This is a genomic window from Mycobacterium sp. SMC-18, from assembly GCF_045310895.1.
Taxonomy (GTDB): Bacteria; Actinomycetota; Actinomycetes; order Mycobacteriales; family Mycobacteriaceae; genus Mycobacterium.
Map to the genome: position 1 here is coordinate 32872 of NZ_JBJIAL010000020.1, position 18496 is coordinate 51367.

24 protein-coding genes and 1 tRNA gene are annotated in these 18496 nt (G+C 65.8%); 21 read left to right on the top strand and 4 right to left on the bottom strand.

Annotated elements, in window-relative coordinates; translation table 11 throughout:
• The first annotated feature begins 6 nt into the window (after positions 1-6).
• Entirely contained in the window at positions 7-1029 is a 1023-nt protein-coding gene (locus tag ACJH6J_RS18220) for a phosphotransferase family protein (protein ID WP_406783998.1), read from the top strand.
• A gap of 163 nt (positions 1030-1192) precedes the next feature.
• Here ACJH6J_RS18220 and ACJH6J_RS18225 read toward each other — a convergent pair whose 3' ends face one another.
• On the bottom strand, positions 1193-1588 hold the full coding sequence (locus ACJH6J_RS18225; protein WP_318983937.1) for a lipopolysaccharide assembly protein LapA domain-containing protein: 396 nt from the start codon (positions 1586-1588) through the stop codon (positions 1193-1195).
• 106 nt (positions 1589-1694) lie between these two features.
• On the opposite strand from ACJH6J_RS18225, the gene ACJH6J_RS18230 reads away from it, so the two are divergent.
• The 5 genes from ACJH6J_RS18230 to ACJH6J_RS18250 are packed head-to-tail and all read left to right on the top strand — an operon-like array spanning position 1695 to position 5664.
• Positions 1695-2624 carry an ABC transporter substrate-binding protein gene (locus ACJH6J_RS18230; RefSeq protein ID WP_406804314.1) on the top strand — a complete coding sequence of 310 codons (930 nt, stop codon included), beginning with the start codon at positions 1695-1697 and terminating at the stop codon, positions 2622-2624.
• A complete protein-coding gene (locus tag ACJH6J_RS18235; protein ID WP_318983935.1) occupies positions 2621-3718 on the top strand; it encodes an ABC transporter ATP-binding protein in 1098 nt (365 codons plus the stop codon). The genes ACJH6J_RS18230 and ACJH6J_RS18235 overlap by 4 nt, the downstream gene beginning before the upstream one ends.
• A complete protein-coding gene (locus ACJH6J_RS18240) occupies positions 3715-4359 on the top strand; it encodes an ABC transporter permease (protein WP_318983934.1) in 645 nt (214 codons plus the stop codon). Before ACJH6J_RS18235 ends, ACJH6J_RS18240 begins: the two co-directional genes overlap by 4 nt.
• Positions 4356-5057, top strand: a complete 702-nt coding sequence (locus tag ACJH6J_RS18245) for an ABC transporter permease (protein ID WP_406783999.1) — start codon at positions 4356-4358, stop codon at positions 5055-5057. Before ACJH6J_RS18240 ends, ACJH6J_RS18245 begins: the two co-directional genes overlap by 4 nt.
• 4 nt (positions 5058-5061) lie before the next feature.
• Entirely contained in the window at positions 5062-5664 is a 603-nt protein-coding gene (locus ACJH6J_RS18250) for a putative glycolipid-binding domain-containing protein (protein WP_212807425.1), read from the top strand.
• On the opposite strand, the gene ACJH6J_RS18255 is transcribed toward ACJH6J_RS18250, so the two are convergent.
• Positions 5627-6571 (bottom strand): prephenate dehydrogenase, encoded by a 945-nt coding sequence (locus tag ACJH6J_RS18255; protein ID WP_318984278.1) that lies wholly within the window; start codon positions 6569-6571, stop codon positions 5627-5629. The two genes, ACJH6J_RS18250 and ACJH6J_RS18255, sit on opposite strands and share 38 nt — an antisense overlap.
• 94 nt (positions 6572-6665) lie before the next feature.
• On the opposite strand from ACJH6J_RS18255, the gene ACJH6J_RS18260 reads away from it, so the two are divergent.
• The 3 genes from ACJH6J_RS18260 (at position 6666) to ACJH6J_RS18270 (ending at position 8050) form a co-directional block, all read left to right on the top strand.
• On the top strand, positions 6666-7184 hold the full coding sequence (locus ACJH6J_RS18260; protein ID WP_318983932.1) for a tRNA adenosine deaminase-associated protein: 519 nt from the start codon (positions 6666-6668) through the stop codon (positions 7182-7184).
• A 20-nt stretch (positions 7185-7204) separates the two neighbouring features.
• Positions 7205-7663, top strand: coding sequence for a nucleoside deaminase (locus tag ACJH6J_RS18265; protein ID WP_293012475.1), 459 nt, complete (start codon positions 7205-7207; stop codon positions 7661-7663).
• Positions 7664-7959: 296 nt separating this feature from the next.
• A tRNA-Ser gene (locus tag ACJH6J_RS18270) sits at positions 7960-8050 on the top strand.
• Positions 8051-8088: 38 nt separating this feature from the next.
• Here ACJH6J_RS18270 and ACJH6J_RS18275 read toward each other — a convergent pair.
• Complete coding sequence (locus tag ACJH6J_RS18275) at positions 8089-9249, bottom strand: tyrosine-type recombinase/integrase (protein WP_406804315.1); 1161 nt, start codon at positions 9247-9249, stop codon at positions 8089-8091.
• Entirely contained in the window at positions 9236-9847 is a 612-nt protein-coding gene (locus ACJH6J_RS18280) for a helix-turn-helix domain-containing protein (protein WP_406804316.1), read from the bottom strand. The genes ACJH6J_RS18275 and ACJH6J_RS18280 overlap by 14 nt, the downstream gene beginning before the upstream one ends.
• 367 nt (positions 9848-10214) lie before the next feature.
• Between ACJH6J_RS18280 and ACJH6J_RS18285 the strand changes: the two genes are divergently transcribed.
• The 12 genes from ACJH6J_RS18285 to ACJH6J_RS18340 all read left to right on the top strand — a co-directional run bounded on the left by ACJH6J_RS18285 (position 10215) and on the right by ACJH6J_RS18340 (position 18459).
• Complete coding sequence (locus ACJH6J_RS18285) at positions 10215-10469, top strand: hypothetical protein (protein WP_406804317.1); 255 nt, start codon at positions 10215-10217, stop codon at positions 10467-10469.
• Between the two features lie 94 nt (positions 10470-10563).
• A complete protein-coding gene (locus ACJH6J_RS18290; RefSeq protein ID WP_406804318.1) occupies positions 10564-10923 on the top strand; it encodes a hypothetical protein in 360 nt (119 codons plus the stop codon).
• Positions 10923-11405, top strand: a complete 483-nt coding sequence (locus tag ACJH6J_RS18295; RefSeq protein ID WP_406804319.1) for a hypothetical protein — start codon at positions 10923-10925, stop codon at positions 11403-11405. Before ACJH6J_RS18290 ends, ACJH6J_RS18295 begins: the two co-directional genes overlap by 1 nt.
• Entirely contained in the window at positions 11402-11740 is a 339-nt protein-coding gene (locus ACJH6J_RS18300) for a DUF2742 domain-containing protein (RefSeq protein ID WP_406804320.1), read from the top strand. Before ACJH6J_RS18295 ends, ACJH6J_RS18300 begins: the two co-directional genes overlap by 4 nt.
• A complete protein-coding gene (locus tag ACJH6J_RS18305) occupies positions 11737-13011 on the top strand; it encodes an AAA family ATPase (protein WP_406804321.1) in 1275 nt (424 codons plus the stop codon). The genes ACJH6J_RS18300 and ACJH6J_RS18305 overlap by 4 nt, the downstream gene beginning before the upstream one ends.
• Positions 13008-13394 (top strand): hypothetical protein, encoded by a 387-nt coding sequence (locus tag ACJH6J_RS18310; RefSeq protein WP_406804322.1) that lies wholly within the window; start codon positions 13008-13010, stop codon positions 13392-13394. Before ACJH6J_RS18305 ends, ACJH6J_RS18310 begins: the two co-directional genes overlap by 4 nt.
• Positions 13395-13781: 387 nt before the next feature.
• Complete coding sequence (locus ACJH6J_RS18315; protein WP_406804323.1) at positions 13782-15245, top strand: terminase large subunit domain-containing protein; 1464 nt, start codon at positions 13782-13784, stop codon at positions 15243-15245.
• Positions 15242-16570: a phage portal protein gene (locus ACJH6J_RS18320; RefSeq protein WP_406804324.1), complete on the top strand. Its 1329-nt coding sequence runs from the start codon at positions 15242-15244 to the stop codon at positions 16568-16570. Before ACJH6J_RS18315 ends, ACJH6J_RS18320 begins: the two co-directional genes overlap by 4 nt.
• Entirely contained in the window at positions 16570-16752 is a 183-nt protein-coding gene (locus ACJH6J_RS18325; protein WP_406804325.1) for a hypothetical protein, read from the top strand. Before ACJH6J_RS18320 ends, ACJH6J_RS18325 begins: the two co-directional genes overlap by 1 nt.
• On the top strand, positions 16745-17197 hold the full coding sequence (locus tag ACJH6J_RS18330) for a hypothetical protein (protein ID WP_406804326.1): 453 nt from the start codon (positions 16745-16747) through the stop codon (positions 17195-17197). The genes ACJH6J_RS18325 and ACJH6J_RS18330 overlap by 8 nt, the downstream gene beginning before the upstream one ends.
• A gap of 96 nt (positions 17198-17293) precedes the next feature.
• The gene (locus ACJH6J_RS18335; protein WP_406804327.1) at positions 17294-18154 is read left to right on the top strand and encodes a phage major capsid protein; all 861 of its coding nucleotides are present in this window, start codon (positions 17294-17296) and stop codon (positions 18152-18154) included.
• A 50-nt stretch (positions 18155-18204) separates the two neighbouring features.
• On the top strand, positions 18205-18459 hold the full coding sequence (locus ACJH6J_RS18340; protein ID WP_406804328.1) for a hypothetical protein: 255 nt from the start codon (positions 18205-18207) through the stop codon (positions 18457-18459).
• The last annotated feature ends 37 nt before the right edge of the window (positions 18460-18496 follow it).

An 18496-nucleotide genomic window follows, 5' to 3' on the forward strand; every position in this document is an offset into this window, starting at 1 on the left:
GATCGGGTGGGATCTCTCGACGGCCTTGATCTGACTGCCCTCGACGCGCATCTGCGCGAGATCGGGGTGCCCCGCAGCGGTGAGCTGCGCGCCGAACTGATCGCCGGGGGCCGGTCGAATCTGACGTTCCTGGTCTTCGACGACGCCGCCAAATGGGTGCTGCGCCGGCCGCCGCTGCACGGCCTGACGCCGTCGGCGCACGACATGGCCCGCGAGTACAAAGTCGTTGCGGCACTTGAGGGTACGACGGTGCCGGTGGCGCATCCGGTGACCATGCGCAATGACGACTCGGTACTCGGTGCGCCGTTCCAGATGGTCGAATTCGTGCCCGGCCGGGTCGTGCGCTACTCGGCGGAGCTCGACGCGCTGGGCGATCAGCAGACCATCGACGCTTGTGTCGACGCCTTGATCAAGGTGCTGGCCGACCTGCACGCCCTGGACCCGGAAGCCGTCGGACTCGGGGACTTCGGGAAGGCCAACGGGTACCTGGAACGGCAGGTGCGGCGGTGGGGTTCGCAGTGGGACCTGGTGCGGCTGCCGGATGATCCGCGCGACGCGGACGTGCGCCGGCTGCACGGCCTGCTGGCCGAGAAGCTGCCGCCGCAGAGTCGCAGCGCCATCGTCCACGGCGACTACCGCATCGACAACACCATGCTCGACGCCGTCGACCCGACCAAGGTGCGGGCGGTGCTGGACTGGGAGATGTCGACCCTGGGTGATCCGCTGTCGGACGCCGCGCTGATGTGCGTCTACCGGCACCCGATGTTCTCGATGGTGCACTCCGACGCGGCCTGGTCCTCGGACAAGATTCCGCCGATGGACCAGCTGGCCCAGAAGTACTCCGTGGCGGCCGGGCAGCCACTCGATCATTGGGATTTTTATCTGGCGCTGGCGTACTTCAAGCTGGCGATCATCGCCGCCGGCATCGATTTCCGCGCCCGCATGGCCGCCGGCGAAGCCGGCCACGACGACCCCGTCGGCGAGGCCGTCGCGCCGCTCATCGCCGCCGGATTGGCAGCCCTCACCTAGCGCGAGCGCGCCTGCCTTTCTTTCCCGCGAGCGTCCGTGTCTGCACGCAACACGCCGGGATATTCGTGCAAAAACGTCGCGCTCGCGGCTGACGAGCGCGACGTCCTTGCACATGGCGGGCGGCGTGTCGGGTGCAGACACGCACGCTCGCGGGGGAACGAAACTAGAGCCCGGCCTTCAAGTTCTTCCGTGCGGCGAGCCGCAGCTGCAGAATCCGGATGCTCGCGACCGCGAAGGTCAGCAGACCACCCGCGACGGCCGAGAGCAGGATCGCGACACCCTTTTGCATGGTCAGCTGCCAGCCGAAAAGCCGCAGCGTGACGTCGTCGCCGTTCTGCAGGATGAACACCAGCAGCAGGATCAGGATGAGGAAACCGAGGACCAGCGCCGTCCAGAGTGCCGCGGTGCGGGTGAACTTCACCGCCGATTCGGGCGTCTTGGACTTCTTGTCCGGAGTGCCCGGCTTGGGGGACTTGGGCGCGGGCGGTTCGGCGGGCACAGCCGCGGGCTCGGACTCCGACCCGGTCGGCTCGGGGGTAGACGCGTGATCGCTACTCATACCGTCCATCTTGACGGTTCTGCGGGCCGGATGCCGGGAACTCCGACACCAATTTTCGAATAACGCTAGGGTCGGCCTGAGTGCACGACGCCGGAAGGATGTTCGGGTGGCGCGAATTCTGACCGCTCTGGGACTGCTGCTCGCTGTCCTGTTGGCGGGCTGCGGCAGTGCGAATCCCCTCGGTGGGGGCAGCATCTCGGGTGATCTCAAGTCGATCGTGGTGGGGTCCGCCGACTTCCCCGAGTCGAAGATCATCGCCGAGATCTATGCGCAGGCATTGGCGGCCAACGGCTTTACCGTCGGCCGTCAGTTCGGCATCGGCAGCCGAGAGACGTACGTCCCTGCGGTGAAGGACCATTCGATCGACCTGATCCCCGAATACACCGGCAATCTCCTGCAGTACTTCGACCCGAAGACCAAGGCCACCGCCGCCGGTGACGTCGAATTGGCGCTCGCGCGAGCGCTTCCGGGCGACCTGTCGATCCTGACTCCCTCGCCGGCCGAGGACACCGACACGGTCGCGGTGTCCGCGGAGACCGCGAAGAAATGGAATCTCAAGACCATCGGTGACCTGGCCCAGCATTCGCCCCAGGTGAAATTCGGTGCGCCGTCGGAGTTTCTGCAGCGGACCGAGGGCCTGCCCGGTTTGAAAGCCAAGTACGGCCTCGATATCGCGCCGGCCAACTTCATCGCCATCAGCGACGGCGGGGGACCGGCCACCGTGCGGGCGCTGGTCGACGGAACCGTCACCGCGGCAGACATTTTCAGCACCTCGCCGGCCATCGTCCAGAACAACCTGGTCGTGCTCGAGGATCCGAAACACAACTTCCTGGCCGCCAACGTGGTGCCGCTGGTGGCGTCGCAGAAGAAGTCCGATCTGCTCAAGACGGTGCTCGACGGCGTCAGTGCGAAACTCACGGCGAAAGCGCTCATCGAGATGAACACCGCGGTCTCCGGCAACAGCGGCGTCGACGCCGACCAGGCTGCGAAAAAGTGGGTCCAGGACAACGGATTCGACAAGCCGGTGAGCCGATGATCACCTTCGACAAGGTCACCAAGAGCTACGGCAGCGCGGTCGCCGTCGACGAACTGAGCCTCGAGATCGCCGAGGGGACACTGTCGGTGTTCGTCGGGCCGTCCGGGTGCGGCAAGACCACCTCCATGCGAATGATCAACCGGATGATCGACCCCACCTCCGGAACCCTGACCGTCGACGGTGCCAACGTCGCCACCGTCGACCCGGTGCGGCTGCGCCTCGGTATCGGCTACGTGCTGCAGAGCGCCGGCCTCATGCCGCACCTCAAAGTGGTGGACAACGTCGCCACCGTGCCGGTCCTCAAAGGCGAATCACGCCGCAGTGCAAGGAAAAAGGCGCTGGGCGTGCTGGAGCGCGTCGGGCTCGACGTCAAGCTCGCCGACCGCTACCCGGCTCAGTTGTCGGGCGGGCAGCAGCAGCGGGTCGGAGTGGCAAGGGCGCTGGCTGCCGACCCGCCGATCCTGCTGATGGACGAACCGTTCAGCGCCGTGGACCCCGTCGTCCGCGAAGATCTGCAGACCGAAATCCTGCGGCTGCAAAGCGATCTGCGCAAGACCATCGTCTTCGTCACGCACGACATCGATGAGGCCGTCAAACTGGGCGACCGCGTCGCGGTGTTCGGACCCGGCGGCACCCTGCAGCAGTACGACGCACCGCAACGCCTGCTGTCCAACCCCGCCAACGAGTTCGTCGCGGGCTTCGTCGGCGCCGACCGCGGCTACCGCGGCCTCCAATTCCGTGACACCGACGGACTGCGGCTCCGCGACATCCGCACCGTCGCCGAACCGGCGGTCGACGCGCTGGATCTGACCGACGGCCAATGGGCCCTGGTCGTCAACGCCGACGGCACCCCCTACGCCTGGATCAATGCCGACGGCGTCGGTCTGCACCGGCACGGAAAGTCCTTGTACGACAGCACCATCGCCGGCGGTTCACTGTTCCGGCCCGACGGCACCCTACGGCTGGCCCTGGATTCGGCGTTGTCGTCCCCGTCCGGGCTGGGCGTGGCGGTCGATGAGCGGGGTCACGTGATCGGCGGTGTGGGCCTCGACGATGTGCTGGCAATCATCAAGAGCCGCAAGGGCGAGCAGTGAAATACCTGCTGACCCACCTGGAAGGGGCGTGGCTGCTCACGCAGATCCACCTGCGGCTGGCTCTGTTGCCGTTGCTCATCGGCGTGCTGATCGCCGTGCCGCTGGGCGCCTATGTGCGCCCGCGGCCGCGGCTGCGCCGATTCAGCACCATCACCGCGAGCATCGTCTTCACCATCCCGTCGCTGGCGCTGTTCGTGGTACTGCCGCTGATCATCCCGACCCGGATTCTCGACGAGGCCAATGTCCTGGTCGCGCTGACGCTCTACACCGTCGCACTGCTGATGCGGACGGTGCCCGAGGCACTCGATGCCGTGCCCGCCGACACCCGGGAAGCGGCCACCGCCATGGGCTACCGGCCGCGTACCCGGTTCTTGAGAGTCGAACTCCCGCTGGCGATTCCGGTCCTCACCGCTGGGATGCGCGTGGTCGCCGTCACGAACATCTCGATGGTGTCGGTCGGTTCGGTGATCGGCATCGGCGGGCTGGGCACCTGGTTCACCGAGGGGTATCAGGCCGACAAGAGCGACCAGATCATCGCCGGCATCATCGCCATCTTCGTGCTGGCGGTGGTCGTCGACCTCGTCATCCTGAGCGCGGGCCGCCTGGCCACCCCGTGGACCCGGGCGAAGGCGCCGGCATGAACTTCCTGCACCAGGCCCTCGCCTACATCTTCACCGCCGCCAACTGGACCGGCCCGGCGGGCCTCGGCATGCGGCTGCTGGAGCACCTGGAGTACACCGGCATCGCGGTGCTGTGCAGTGCGCTCGTCGCCGTCCCCGTGGGCATGTACGTCGGCCACACCGGTCGCGGCACGGCCCTGGTGGTCGGCGGCGTCAACGCCCTGCGCGCCCTGCCCACCCTCGGCGTCCTGCTGCTCGGCGTCCTGCTGTGGGGACTGGGACTGGTGCCGCCGACCGTCGCGCTGATGCTGCTGGGCATTCCGCCGCTGCTGGCCGGGACATATGCCGGCATCGCCAACGTCGATCCGGTGGTCGTCGACGCAGCCCGTGCCATGGGCATGACCGAGCGCCAGGTGCTGCTGCGCGCCGAGGTACCCAACGCCATGCCGCTGATCGTCGGCGGCCTGCGGACCGCGACCCTTCAGGTGGTCGCCACCGCGACCGTCGCCGCGTACGCCAGCCTGGGCGGGCTGGGCCGGTTCCTGATCGACGGCATCAAAGTGCGCCAGTTCTACCTCGCGCTCGTCGGCGCCCTGCTCGTGGCGGCGCTCGCGCTGGCTCTGGACGCCGCCTTGGCGCTGGCTGTGCGGGCGTCGCGGCCCGGTCCGTCCGGAGTTTCGATCGTGACTACGAAGGCGGGCTTCCGTCGCCTACGGTAGACGGGTGAGCGCAGACCAGTCCGATGTCACCGAACCCGCCTGGCCCGCGATTCTGACCTGGCGCGCGCAGGATGTGTCGCGCATGGAGTCGGTCCGGGTCCAGTTGTCCGGCAACAGGATCAAGGCCTACGGCCGGATCGTGGCCGCTGCCACCGAGATTCATCCCGCATTCAGCGCGTCGTATGACCTGGTCACCGACGAGAGCGGCGCAACCAAACGGCTGTCTCTCACCGTCACCCTCGCGCAGCGTGAACGGCAGCTGTCCATCGCGCGTGACGAAGAGAACATGTGGCTGGTGCAGGACCACCAGAACCAGGCCCGGCGCGCCGCCTACAACGGTGCCCTGGACGTCGACGTCGTCTTCAGCCCGTTCTTCAACGCGCTGCCCATCCGGCGTACCGGCCTGCACAACCGCACCGCGTCGGTGTCGCTGCCCGTCGTCTACGTCCGGGTGCCGGATCTGACGGTGGAAGCCGTCACCATCGGCTACACCAGTGCCGGCCCGGGCAAGCCGATCAAGCTGGACTCGCCCGTCGCGGACACCTCGATCACCGTCGACGACGACGGCTTCATCCTCGGCTACCCCGGACTGGCAGAGCGGATCTGATCACGCCGCCGGCGCGGCCCAACGCGGCCAGTTCTTCGCGCCAGCCCTCTTCTCCGATGGTCGTCGCGAGGATCTGCGGGCGCCGGAAGCTGTCGTAACGGACCCGCGCGGCGTGGCCGCTCTCCACGAGCTCGGCCACCGACTGTGCCTCGACCAGTGACGAACGGGCCTGGCTGAGCAGCTCCATCGCCCGGTCGAGCATTGTCGTCAGCTCCGTGGCGTTGGCCTCGCACATGGCCCGGACCAGGTCGGGTGCGGTGGCGGCAACCCGGGTGCCGTCCCGGAACGAACCCGCGGCGAGGGCGAATGCCAGCGGAACCTCACCCGCAGTCGCGGCGAGGGCCTCGGCCAGCAGGTGCGGCAGATGCGAGATCGCGGCGGCCGCGGCGTCGTGTTCGTCGGAGCGCGCGGGCACGATCACCGCGCGGCAGTCCAGCGCCAGATGCATCACCTGGGCCCACACCTGCGGGTCGACGTGGTCGTCCACGCTCACCACCCATGGTGCCCCGGCGAACAGATCGCGGGTGCCCGCCGCCCAGCCGGAATGCGCGGTGCCGGCCATCGGGTGTCCGCCGACGAAGCGGTCGAGCAGGCCGTACTCCTGAACCTGTTGCAGCACATTGCCTTTGACGCTCACCACGTCGGTGAGCGGGCAATCCGGGGCAGTGTCGCGAATGCGCTCGAGCATGATCGGCAGCGCGGGGACCGGCACCGCCAGGACGATGAGCGCATCGCTCGCCGCAGCGCGCTTCAGCGCCGCGCCGAGGTCCTCGGTCGCGTCGAAGCCGTCGGCCGTCGCCGCCCGGACCGCGTCGATCGAGCGGTTGTATCCGAACACCTCGCGGCCCGCGGCCTGCCCGGCCCTCATCAGCGAACCGCCGATGAGTCCCATACCGAGCACACACACCGGAGTTGTCACCTTCCAAGGTTTGCACACGGCCACGGTGGGGTACATACGGGACCGCTGGTCAAGTGGCAGAGTGCGGACTAGCGTTATCCGCATGGGAGTACAGCGCGCGCAGGCACAGCAGCAGGTTGCCGATCTCCCCGACGGTTTCGGGGTCGCGGTCGTCCGGGAGGACGGCGCATGGCGTTGCGTCCCGCTGAAGCGTGCGGCGCTGGTGGACCTGGCCGCCGCCGAGACCGAACTTCGTGAACTGCGTTCCGCCGGGGCGGTTTTCGGCCTCCTGAACGTCGACGACGAGTTCTTCGTCATCGTCCGTCCTGCGCCCTCTGGGGCCCGGCTGTTGCTGTCGGATGCCACCGCGGCGCTGGACTATGACATCGCGGCCGACGTGCTGGAGAAGCTCGACGCCGACCTGAGCCTGGAAGAACTCGAGGAAGACGACCCCTTCGAGGAAGGTGATCTCGGGCTGCTGTCCGACCTGGGCCTGCCCGAGGCGGTGCTCGGCGTGATCCTCGCCGACGACGAGTACGCCGACGAACAACTCAGCCGCATCGCCCAGGAAATGGGCTTCAACGATGAACTCGTGGCGGTATTGGACAAGCTGGGGCGGTGAGCTCCACTAACTGTGGCCCGATTGTCGGCTCCGCCGACGAACGGCTGATCCGGCTGGCGCTGGAGGCCGCCGAACTCGCCGGTGCCGACGACGTGCCGATCGGAGCGGTGGTCTTTTCGGCCGACGGGGTGGAGCTGGCTCGGGCCGCCAATGCCCGCGAATCCCTGGGTGACCCGACCGCGCACGCGGAAATCCTGGCGCTGCGCGCGGCTGCCGCGGTGCACGGCGACGGCTGGCGGCTGGAAGGTGCGACGCTGGCCGTCACCGTCGAGCCGTGCACCATGTGCGCCGGCGCGCTGGTGATGTCCCGGGTGGCCCGCGTGGTGTTCGGGGCGTGGGAACCCAAGACCGGCGCCGTCGGCTCGCTGTGGGACGTGGTCCGCGACCGCCGGCTGACGCACCGGCCCGAGGTACGCGGCGGGGTCCTGGAGGCCGAGTGCGCGGCGCTCATGGAGGGGTTCTTCGCCCGGCAGCGCTGATTTCCTTGCTGTCGCATTAGCGAGTTCCGGCTGAAAGTGCGTGAGTTCAGTCGAAGGGGCGATCGACCTGTTGTGATTGAACTGAGGGACCTCTCGCGGCGGGAAACGGTACCTGGTTTCAGTCAAAGCGGCTTCGAGCGTCCAGTGAATGAAGCTACGGACTTTCTGGCCCGAGGCCCGTGCGGGTAGTCCCAAAGGCACCCCAACTAGAGCTCAGGTCACGGACGCAAGCCTCGTTTCGGCGTCACGCGACCAGCGATTAGGGACTGGGGCCCGGGTTCGGTAAGCTGCCACACGGTGGCGTGTCCGAGCGGCCTAAGGAGCACGCCTCGAAAGCGTGTGTGGGGTAACCCCCCACCGAGGGTTCAAATCCCTCCGCCACCGCCATAGCCCCGGTGCCTGTTATCGCAGGTACCGGGGTTTTTTCATGCTCCCGTACTGGCTTCAAGCTCGGTTTCTGACCACACTTTGACCACACTTGCCGGTGAATATGCGTTGTGCAGGGTGACTGCAACGGCATCTAGGTCGGTGTCGAACAGGTCCGCGTAGATGCGCAGTGTGACGCTCGCGTCCTTGTGTCCGAGCATTCGCGCCAGGGCCAAGACGTTGCACCCGGCAGACACCGCCAGCGACGCGCAGGTGTGCCGCAGATCGTGCGGGGTGATCCGCTGGACCTTGGCCCGCTTCACCGCACCCTCGAACCAGCCACGCCCTGTTTTCGGACGCGGCAGGTACTCGTCATCCTCGCCGGGGAACACCAGATCGTTCGGACCCTTGTCTTTGCACAGCACCGCGAGCTCATCAAGGACGAAGGCCGGTACAGGCACTGATCGGATCTTCTTGCCCTTCGTCTCGCCGACCGCGTGATCTACGCCGAGCTGCACCGCGTTGTCGGCGACGGTAAGGCGGCGCTTCAAGAACTGAACATCGCGGACCCGAAGCGCGATCGCTTCGCCCCAGCGCGGCCCACACAGCGCCAGCACGTACACCAGCGCCCGATGCCCGCCGGCCTCGGCCGCCAGCCGGTGCACGTCGTCGGCGGTCAGGTAGATGTGCCGCTTCGCCTTCTTCTTCGGCAGTCCCTCGATACCCCTGGCCGGGTTCGACGGCAGCCGCTTGCCCTTCACTGCGTCTTGCAAGATGCCCGACAGCCCACCGTGGGCGCGCAGCACCGTCGTGGCGCCCTTGCCGTCCCTGACCATGTCGGCCACCCACGACTCGATGTCGGGTGCCGTGATTGCCGACACCTGCCAATGGCCCCACTTCGGCTTAACGTGGACGCGCCACGCCGACTCGATCATCCGGTAGTTAGACCGCGCCGTGGCCTGTTCCTTGCGGGCCAGCCAATCGGGCGCAAGCTCGGCGACGGTGATCTTGCCGAGGGCCGGGGCGATGTACTCGCCGGTGAGCTTCTGCACCTCGACAGTCGCGGCGAACGCTTCGGCGTCCCGTTTGGTCTTGAAGCCGCGCTTCGTTGTCTGCCGATGATCCGGCGTCCTGTACCGAACCCGGTGTCGCACAACGGGCTTAGTTGGGTTGCCATCCTTGTCCTTGCGCGGCAGCTCGTACTTCTCAATCGTTGCCATCGGCTACCCCAAGCTCTTTGATTACTTCGGCTAGCAAGCGATTCATCTCGGCAGCATCTTCGTCCCCAAGCTCCAGTACCGTTCGCAGTTTTTCCGACATCTCCGGCGTCATGCGGGATGCGAGCAGGCGCTGTGCATCTGGATCGTCGCCGTGTATTGCCCGCTGTGACAGGGCCCGACCTCGAGCGTAGATGCGGCGCTCCACCGTCTCTAACTTCCACGGCGGCAACGCCTTCGAGAAGAATTCGGTTAGCCCCTGGCCTGGGAATGGCCACTCAGCAATCAGCCACTCCCACAATGTCGCCGCTTTGAACTCCGCTCCGGCGGCGGTCACGATTTCGTCGGCTGCAACCCACGGCATCAACAACGTCACCGGCGAAACACCAAGCGCCGCAGCTAAAAACGCTAGATCGTCGACATTCACCCGGCGATTACCGGCTTCAATGTTTTTGATCGCGACTGCTGTCAGTGTCCAATCGAGCGCGTCCAGGCGTGCTGACAATTGAGTCCATGTGAGGTTTTGCGCTTCTCGCAGCCGCTTGATGTTGTTCTTGACCGCCTCGGCAGTCTCTCCCGTGTCGGGTGGTCTTCCAGCCATGCCCACCATCGTGACACACAAACTTTGTCAGTCAACAGTAGAACCTTGACACGCGACATTCGCTGTGATTCTCTGTGAATAGACAGACAAAGTTTGTCATTGCACCGACAAATTTATGACGGAGGCAAGGAACCGGCGGGGCTGCAAACCCTGGAAGGCCGAACCCCGGGGACCACTGCAGCGGACACGGAGAACGTCGGGGGAGACCCGACTGGCAACTCGGATAGCGACGGCAAGCCCAGCGTGAATTTGAGAGAGGAGTTATTCACAGATCTATCCACACCAAGAGGTTTGGAATTGGGCCTAAACCTGTTTACATATCGCCCACCAACGGGACATCACCAAAACCGAACGGAGACAACAACACATGACCAAGCACGCCGCCGTGGCCAGCCTGGTGGCCGCGATGGAAACGGAAATTCCAGAGCACCTACTGCCGCACATCGCAAAACCGGAACACGTCGCCGCCGTCGTACACACCACGGTCGACGCACTCGCCCAGGACCGCTACCGCCGTCGCGGCATTCCGTACACGAAGATCGCCGGCCGCATCCGCTACTTGCGCGCGGACGTTCTGAAGTACCTGGCGGACAACAGAATCGGTGGCAACGATGCCGCATAACCCAATGACAACGGTCCCCGTTGATCTCGGTGCGCCAACACCGAGCGGGGACCGCTGCGAACCCATTCATCACCTGAAAGGAAGTTCACCCACCATGATGTCATCCGACCCGTGGCAGCACCAGACCTGCACGTCATGCACGGTCCCCGCAGCCACCACCACCCTTGATCCGTCCACCGGCCTGTGCCAGTTCTGCGCCGAACCCCCGTCACCGCTGGATGCCGACGAGCTGCTGACCGAAGCTGACCAACTGCTCGCCGCCGACCCGCTCGTCTACCCGCTGGCCGCGCGCATCGCCCACGGCTCACCGGCATTCCCGCTCAACGGGGGATGGAGCTGCTACGTCACCGACGTCGACCGCTCCCGCTTCACCATCACGGCGACACGTCGCGACGCCGAGACCGGAGAGATTGTGAACCGCGAATTCGTCTGCGCCGTCCTGGAGGTGAAGTGATGAACCCGAAGAAGACCAAGATCATCGACGGCATCGAATACGAGGTGGTCGACATGCCACCGGTGGAACTCGATCCGCCGGCGCCTGAGGTTGTCCGCTGGCAGGAACTAGCCGACCGGGAACTGGTCATCTATCACGGCGGCGACGCCGAGAAAATTCTCTCATTCCCACGGCCAGCGTGGTCCGACCCCGACTGCGATGGCATCGGGAACAGCGTCCTCAACACCCGCTACCGATCGGCCATCACCTACGTGGTGTCGGGATACGGGCGCGGAGATGTCGACGACGACGAATTAGAACCGGCGGCGTTCGGGGTGCGCGTTGCGAAGTTCGGCGACGGGACCGAAGTGGTCAACGTCCACCTGCGCCGACAAGTTGACGGCAAATGGGTCGACTTCGGGCTGAGCATGTTCCTGGAACAAGCTAGGGAGCTGGCGCGGGTAATCGACGCAGCGGCCGACCTCGTAGAGGTCGACAGGTGACCAACAAGACGGGAGGCCGGCACCACTTCGGTGTCGGCCTCCTGGCCTCCCGCCAGGTCGACTGGTGGCCAGTCCACGAGTTCGTAGAAGAACTAGATCTTGCTGATCTTCCGTTCCCCGGCACACCCGCCTGGTGCCAACTCGACGACGAGCACAAGCGGCTGGCCTGCATCGCCGCCGCACCCCACTACGCCCTGCTGCTCGACACCCGGCAGGAACACCTCGCTGCTGCATCCAAAGCCATTGCCGCCGGGGAGAACTGGGCCGCTGTCGCCCGCACCATCACCCGCCGCAACAGCGGCATCTACGTACCCCGAGAAAGGAGGTCGGCGTGAGCCGTGGAAACGAAGAAATTATCTGGTGCCCACCAGATGCCCCGCTGATGTCCGGCGTACCGACCGCGTTGGACATCTTCAACACCGAATACCCCGACCTCACCGAACACGTCCCCGGCCTCGTCACCGAAGGTTTCGGCCTGCTGGCGGGTCCGCCGAAGATCGGCAAATCCTGGCTGATCCTCGACATCGCACTCGCCTGCTCCGAAGGAGGCATCGTGCTCGGCGGCATCAAGGTCAGCAAGCGCGCGGTGTTCCTGCTCGCCCTCGAAGATGGTCCGCGCCGCCTCAAGAGCCGGATGCAGCAGCTCGGCCGTACACCGACTGAGAACCTGCACATCGCCACGAAGGTCGAACCCCTACTGATCCTGGCCACCATCACCGAGTTCCTGACCGACAACCCGACCGGCTTGGTCATTGTCGACACGTTCGCCCTCGCACGGCGTGAACCTGCTCGGGGAGAGAACCCGTACCTCGCCGACTACAAGGCCGGCCGCGACTTCAAAGCCGTCACCGACGCCTTCCCCGGCTCCGCATTGCTGGCCGTCCACCACACCCGTAAGCAGGGCGCCACGGACTGGATGGACACGATCAGCGGATCGCAGGGTGTCAACGGTTCGGCCGACTTCACGCTCGCGCTGACCCGTGAACGTCAATCAGAAACCGGCACCCTCAACGTCACCGGACGGGACATAGCCGAAGGCGAGTACGCGGTAACCATCACCGGGTGCCAGTGGTCGCTCGACGGGGCCGACCTCGACGCAGCGTCGGAGTCAGCCCGTAAGCGTGCCGCCGAGGCTCGGGAGCGCAAGCCCTCGAAGCTCGGTCAGCGGATGCTCAAGGCCCTGTCATTCGTCCAATCGCGGCCCGGAGTAGACACCAAACCGAAGGACTTGGCTACCTATCTCGATGTCAGTCCAGCAATCGCCAGCAACGTCTTGGGGCGCCTGGTGGATGACGACCTCATCGCCAAAACCGGGTACGGCGCATACCAACCGCTGCAACGTGGTGGTGAAAGTGGTGAAGTGGTGAAGTCGGACGAACTAGCTGGTCAAGACGGTATTGCCGCTACGGAAACTTCACCACCTAGTGGTGAAGTGGTGAAGTTCCCCAACCCGGAAAACAGCCATCTACCTGGCAGTACACCAACTTCACCAACTTCACCACCACGTTCACCAGCTTCGATGCCCACCCACGGAACCGGCCCAATGCTCATCACCAGCCGCCGCCGTATCCGCAGCCGACAGCAAACAACTGAGAGTGCGTCATGAGACGGCGCGTGATCTTCCCCGACCCCGACATCTGGACCAACCCGAAGGAGCACCACATGACCGACCAACCCACACCCATCAACCGACCGCTCACCGACGACGAGCGGTTCCTACTCGCCGACCTGACCGTCTGGTGCATCGCCGAACAGAAGGGCGTCACCGACGACCAGGCACGAGACGCACTCGCCGAACTGAGCGCCAAAGGCGGACTCTCCACCACCGGCGACGCCATCAACGCCTATGTCCGCTACACCAACAGCGGCAAGGTGATCGTCCACGCCACCCGCGAGTGGTTGGCCTACTGGGCACACACGGACGAACAGCTCACCAGCGAGGAGCTACGCCGCGTCGTGCGGTACGACATCCCCGAGGCCGACGAGTGATCGCCCGTCCCTGCCTCGACTGCGGCACCCCCAGCGCATCCACCCGCTGCCCAGCCTGCCGAGGCTACGACGGCCGATGGACCAAACTCAGCCGCAAAGCCCGCAAGCTCCAGCGCTTCTGCACGGACTGCCACAGCACCCGCAACCTGCAGCTCGACCACCTACCCAGCGCATGGCAGCGCCGAGCACAAGGCCTACCCATCCGCCTCGGCATCGACACCGAAGTCGTATGCGGCCCGTGCAACACCCGCCGAGGGCAGGCTCGGCCATCGAATGATGGTGCAGCACAACAACATTCACGGCGCAAGGGTGGGGAGGCGCCCCCGGTATCAGCCCAGGTGAGACCGGCCAGCCTTGTTCCCAGTTACACACCGGAGGTGATGACCGATGCGCGCGGGGCCTAAAGCTGCGCCGAAGGGTGACCCACTGCCGCTGTGGGAGCTGCCAGAGGGTGGTTCGGAGCGGGTGGCGGCGTTCATTGAGACGTATTGCCGGGTGGTGAAGGGTGGGACCGGCAATCCGGCGGGGGAGTTGATCCGGCTGCGGCAGTGGCAGCGGGACTTCCTAGCTGATGTCTATGACCCGGACCCGCGGCCCCGTCAGGGCCTGTTGTCGGTGGCACGCAAGAACGGCAAGAGCCTGCTGGGAGCGTCGATTGCGCTGTACCACCTATATGCGGACGGGGAGGAGTCCGCTGAGGTGCTGCTGGCGTCGTCGGACCAGCGGACTGCCGAGGTGATCTTCAAGGTGGCCCGCCGGATGGTGGAGCTGGACGACCGACTGGCCGGCGTCACGCAGATATTCCAGGACCGGATCTATGTGCCCGAAACGGATTCGGTGCTGGAGCCGTTGCCGGCGAACGCGAAGAATCTGCAGGGCCGCAACCCGTCGTGCTCGCTGATCGACGAGGTGCACGTCAGTGACGCAGACACGTGGGACGCGCTGGCGCTGGCCGGCGGCACCCGCGCGCGGCCGTTGACGCTGGGCCTGTCGACCGAGTGCGGTGATGACCCAGACAATCTGATGGCCCGCCTGGTCGAGCATGGTCGGTTTGGTGGCGATCGGTCGTTCGCGTTCCGCGAGTACACCGCGCCGATCGGCTGCGCACTGACTGACCGGGATGCGTGGGCTGCCGCCAATCCGATGTTGGGCGACACCCTGGACCCAGACCACCTGGCCACGGTGCTGGGCACGACACGCGAGGCGGCGTTCCGGCGGTACCACTTGAATCAGCGGGTATCGGCAGCCGGATCGTGGCTGCCGCCCGGTGTCTGGGATGGCCTGTCCACCGGCCGGCCGGTCCCGGCGGGTGCCGAGGTGGTCATCAGTTGTGACGGCTCGTACAACTCGGACGGCACGGGCCTGGTCGTCGCCACGGTCAGCAAGCGACCGCATATCGACGTGTTGAACTACTGGGAGCCGCCCGAGCGGGCCGAGGACTGGTCAGTGCCGCTGCACGACGTGATGGCCGAGATTCGCGCGGCGTGCCGCAAGTACCGGGTGACCGAGGTCGTGTTCGATCCGTTCCGCTACGCGCTGGTGATGCAGAGCCTTGAGGCTGAGCGGATTCCGGTGGTGGCGTTCCCGTGGAGCCCTGCGCGGATCACCCCGGCGACCACCGAACTGTTCCGGGCTGCGGTCAGTGGCGAGCTGAGCCATTCCGGTGACCCGCGGTTGGCGCGCCACGTCGCCAACGCGGTGTTGCGCGAGGACGCCAAGGGTGTGCGTCTGGACAAGGCCAAGCGTGGTTCTAAAGCCCGCATCGACCTGGCAGCGGCGATGCTGCAGGCACATTCGCGTGCCACCTGGTGCGCGACCAAATCCCGTAAGAGGACAAGGAGCTTTACATGACATTGTTGGTTGATCTACTGCAGCGGCTCAACGAGCCGTTGGCCCGGTACGCAGAGCTGGACCGGTATTACGAAGGGCGGCAGCCGTTGGCGTTCCTGTCCCCGGAGGCTAAGACAGCGCTGGGCAACAGGTTCGGCCTGATGGCCTCGAACATTCCGCGACTGGCAATCACGGCACTGGCCGAGCGGTTGCGGATCACGGGGTTTACGGGCGACTCCGGAGTGTGGGCGGACTGGCTGCGCAACGACCTCGACCAGCAGGCCGGGGTGGCGCACCGCGAAGCACTGCTGCTCGGCGACTCGTACGTGATCGTGTGGGCCGACGGCCAGGGCCGGCCACAGGTGACGGTCGAGTCAGCGAAACAGGTTGCGACGCTCAATGATCCCGGTACGCGGCAGCCGTATGCCGGAGTGAAGCGTTGGGAGGACAAGGCGCGCAAGACAACCGAGCTGATGATGTATCTGCCGGACGTCATCGTGCACAAGCGGGCCGACCAGCTCGGCGCCGTCGCAAGCGGTTTCAAGACCGTGCAGGAGTTCCCGAACCCGCTCGGCGTGGTCCCGGTGGTGAACTTGCGCAACACCGACCGCATCGTGAACTTCAACTACTCGTCGCTGTTCGACTACGGATTCAGCGAGATATCGGATCTGCAGCCACTTGTGGACGCGCTCAACAAGTCCCTGGCCGACATGATGGTCACGTCGGAATACGTTGGGCGGCCGCGCCGTTGGGCTACCGGCATCGAGCTCACTGAGGCACCGGTCCTGGACGCCGAGGGCAACCCGGTCCTCGACGACGACGACCAGCCGGTGATGACCGAGGTCAACCCGCTGCCTGAAGGCGCCCGGGCGCTTATCTCGGAGAACGACGCTGCGCAGTTCGGGCAACTGCAAGCGGCGGACCTCGCTGGCTACGAGGCATCGGTACGGGTCATTCTCGGCCAGATCATGGCTGTCTCAACGCTTCCCGCTCACTACGTCGGGGTGTTCACCGATAACCCGGCCTCAGCGGATGCGCTGCGGGCATCAGAGTCCAGCCTGACCGCCCGCGCCGAAGCACGACAGCAGACGTTCGGGAGGTCTTGGGAACAAGTCGCCCGCCTGGTAATCGCGGTCCGTGACGGCGTCGACCCCAACCAGGTGGACGGCGTACGGGTCCAATGGGCGGACGCGGCAACACGTTCGGTCGCACAGGAAGCCGACGCGGTCGTCAAGCTCTACCAAGCCGGCCTGTTGCCGCAGGCGTACGCACTGGGCAAGCTCGGCTACTCGGCGGACGAGATCGCCAAGGTGGCCGCAGCCGCCCCCGCCCCGGAGGTGGCGTGATGCGCTTAGCTGCACGCAATCTCGAACCCACGGTCGTCGTCGCACCGGGGACCGAGCGTCCGATCCGGCTACGCACCGGCGCGCTGACGTACATGTTCACCGAGCACGAGGCAGTAGACCTGGCCACCAAATTGGCTGACGCAGTTCAAGAAAGCAGAAAGACAGGAGCGCAACATGAGTGAAACCACCGACACCACAACCGAACCCGCCGACGAGGCAGAAGTGACGGCCGACGAGGGCACTCAATCAACGAGTACCCTTGCCGAGGATGTCCAGCAGGCGGACACCCCTGCCGAGGACGCCGAGACGTTCCCCCGCGAGTACGTCGAGAAACTGCGCCAGGAGAACGGCAAGTACCGGCAGCGTGCGAGTGAGGCGGACTCCCTCGCAAACCGGTTGCACACCGAACTCGTCCGGGCCACAGGCAGATTGGCCGATCCCACCGACCTGCCGTTCGACGTCGACCATATTGCCGACGCCGGCAAGATGTCCGCCGCGATCGACGCCTTACTCGAGACGAAACCACACCTGGCGTCCCGCCGGCCCACCGGGGACATCGGCCAGGGCAACCGTGGCCAGGGTGGCGGATCGTTCTCCCTGCTGCAGATGCTCAAGGATCGAACCTGAGCGAGGTACACTCAACTCACCGGGCCTGGTGCCCAATTCGCGACTGACGTCCTGGCGACGTGTCGAACCAATCCGACACGTCTCTAGGAGTCAACCGTGGCCATCGAAGTCACAAGCGGCAATTCAACTCTCATCCAGTCGCAGGTATCCAGCCTGCTCGTCCAGCCCCTCGAACAGGCATCCACGTTCCTCGCGGCCGGCCCCGTCATCCTCGACAGCTCCAGCCCCGTCCGCGTCCCGCGCATCGTCAACGGCGTCACTGCCGGGTTCGTCGCGGAAGGCGCCCAGATCACCGATGGCGACGTCGCATTCGACGAAGTGACGCTGCTGCCAAGCACTTTGAAGTCGTTAAAGACTCTCGTGAAAATGTCGAACGAGCTCATCCGCACATCGGTGGTCGGCCTCGAAGCGGTCCTGCGCACCCGGCTCGTCACCGACGTCGCCAATGCCCTCGACGCGGCCCTGTGGGATGGCACCGGCACGTCGAACACCATCAAGGGCATCTTCCGGCAGACCGGCATCGAGACCGGCGTCCTGGACCTCACCGACCCCGATTCCCTGATCGACGGACTCGCCAAGGCTCTGGGCAACAAGATCAGCCCGACCCACTGGGTCATGACGTCCAGCTCGTGGGCGACACTCCGCAAGAACAAGACCGCCACCACCGGAAGCAAGCAGTATCTGTTCGACCCCAACGGCGGCATCGCAGGCGGCACCGAGCTGCGACTGTTCGACCTCCCGGTCATCGTCACCGACAACATCCCGGCCGTGTCCACCAAGAACCGCGTCGGCCTGGTCGACTTCTCCAAGGTGGTCGTCGCCCGCGACGTGGATGCCGAGGTGAAGATCCTCGACCAGACGTGGGGCGACTACGACAGCATCGGCATCCGCGTCGTCTCCCGCTGGGACACGGCACTGCTGCAGGCCAAGGCAGTCACTCTGCTGACCGAGGCCTAGCCCCGGTGCCCGTTGATCCGGCCACGGTCACGTCCATCCAAACGGGGGACGTGGCCACGGTCGTCCCAATCGTCACCACGATGGCCAAGGCGTACACCCGAGGACGCGGATTCACCGGCGCCGAACCTAACGGGGACATCGCCGCCGTCATCAGCACCGCATCGGCACGGCTGGCCGCCAACGGCACCGGCCTCATGTCCAAGAAGGTCGACGACGTCGAATATCAGTACTCGCTGGCGTCGTCGTTCGGCTGGACCCTGGCCGAGCTGTTCGTGCTCAACAGGTACCGAGTGCGCGCGCAGTAGACCAGGTGGTCCCGGCGTCAAACCGGGTTCTTTTCCT

Excerpts from the sequence above, each read along its gene's own strand:
- ACJH6J_RS18225 (WP_318983937.1), bottom strand. The coding sequence starts at position 1,588 with ATGAGTAGCGATCACGCGTCTACCCCCGAGCCGACCGGGTCGGAGTCC.
- ACJH6J_RS18235 (WP_318983935.1), top strand. The coding sequence starts at position 2,621 with ATGATCACCTTCGACAAGGTCACCAAGAGCTACGGCAGCGCGGTCGCC.
- ACJH6J_RS18245 (WP_406783999.1), top strand. The coding sequence starts at position 4,356 with ATGAACTTCCTGCACCAGGCCCTCGCCTACATCTTCACCGCCGCCAAC.
- ACJH6J_RS18260 (WP_318983932.1), top strand. The coding sequence starts at position 6,666 with ATGGGAGTACAGCGCGCGCAGGCACAGCAGCAGGTTGCCGATCTCCCC.
- ACJH6J_RS18275 (WP_406804315.1), bottom strand. The coding sequence starts at position 9,249 with ATGGCAACGATTGAGAAGTACGAGCTGCCGCGCAAGGACAAGGATGGC.
- ACJH6J_RS18280 (WP_406804316.1), bottom strand. The coding sequence starts at position 9,847 with ATGGCTGGAAGACCACCCGACACGGGAGAGACTGCCGAGGCGGTCAAG.
- ACJH6J_RS18285 (WP_406804317.1), top strand. The coding sequence starts at position 10,215 with ATGACCAAGCACGCCGCCGTGGCCAGCCTGGTGGCCGCGATGGAAACG.
- ACJH6J_RS18290 (WP_406804318.1), top strand. The coding sequence starts at position 10,564 with ATGATGTCATCCGACCCGTGGCAGCACCAGACCTGCACGTCATGCACG.
- ACJH6J_RS18295 (WP_406804319.1), top strand. The coding sequence starts at position 10,923 with ATGAACCCGAAGAAGACCAAGATCATCGACGGCATCGAATACGAGGTG.
- ACJH6J_RS18310 (WP_406804322.1), top strand. The coding sequence starts at position 13,008 with ATGAGACGGCGCGTGATCTTCCCCGACCCCGACATCTGGACCAACCCG.
- ACJH6J_RS18315 (WP_406804323.1), top strand. The coding sequence starts at position 13,782 with ATGCGCGCGGGGCCTAAAGCTGCGCCGAAGGGTGACCCACTGCCGCTG.
- ACJH6J_RS18320 (WP_406804324.1), top strand. The coding sequence starts at position 15,242 with ATGACATTGTTGGTTGATCTACTGCAGCGGCTCAACGAGCCGTTGGCC.
- ACJH6J_RS18325 (WP_406804325.1), top strand. The coding sequence starts at position 16,570 with ATGCGCTTAGCTGCACGCAATCTCGAACCCACGGTCGTCGTCGCACCG.
- ACJH6J_RS18330 (WP_406804326.1), top strand. The coding sequence starts at position 16,745 with ATGAGTGAAACCACCGACACCACAACCGAACCCGCCGACGAGGCAGAA.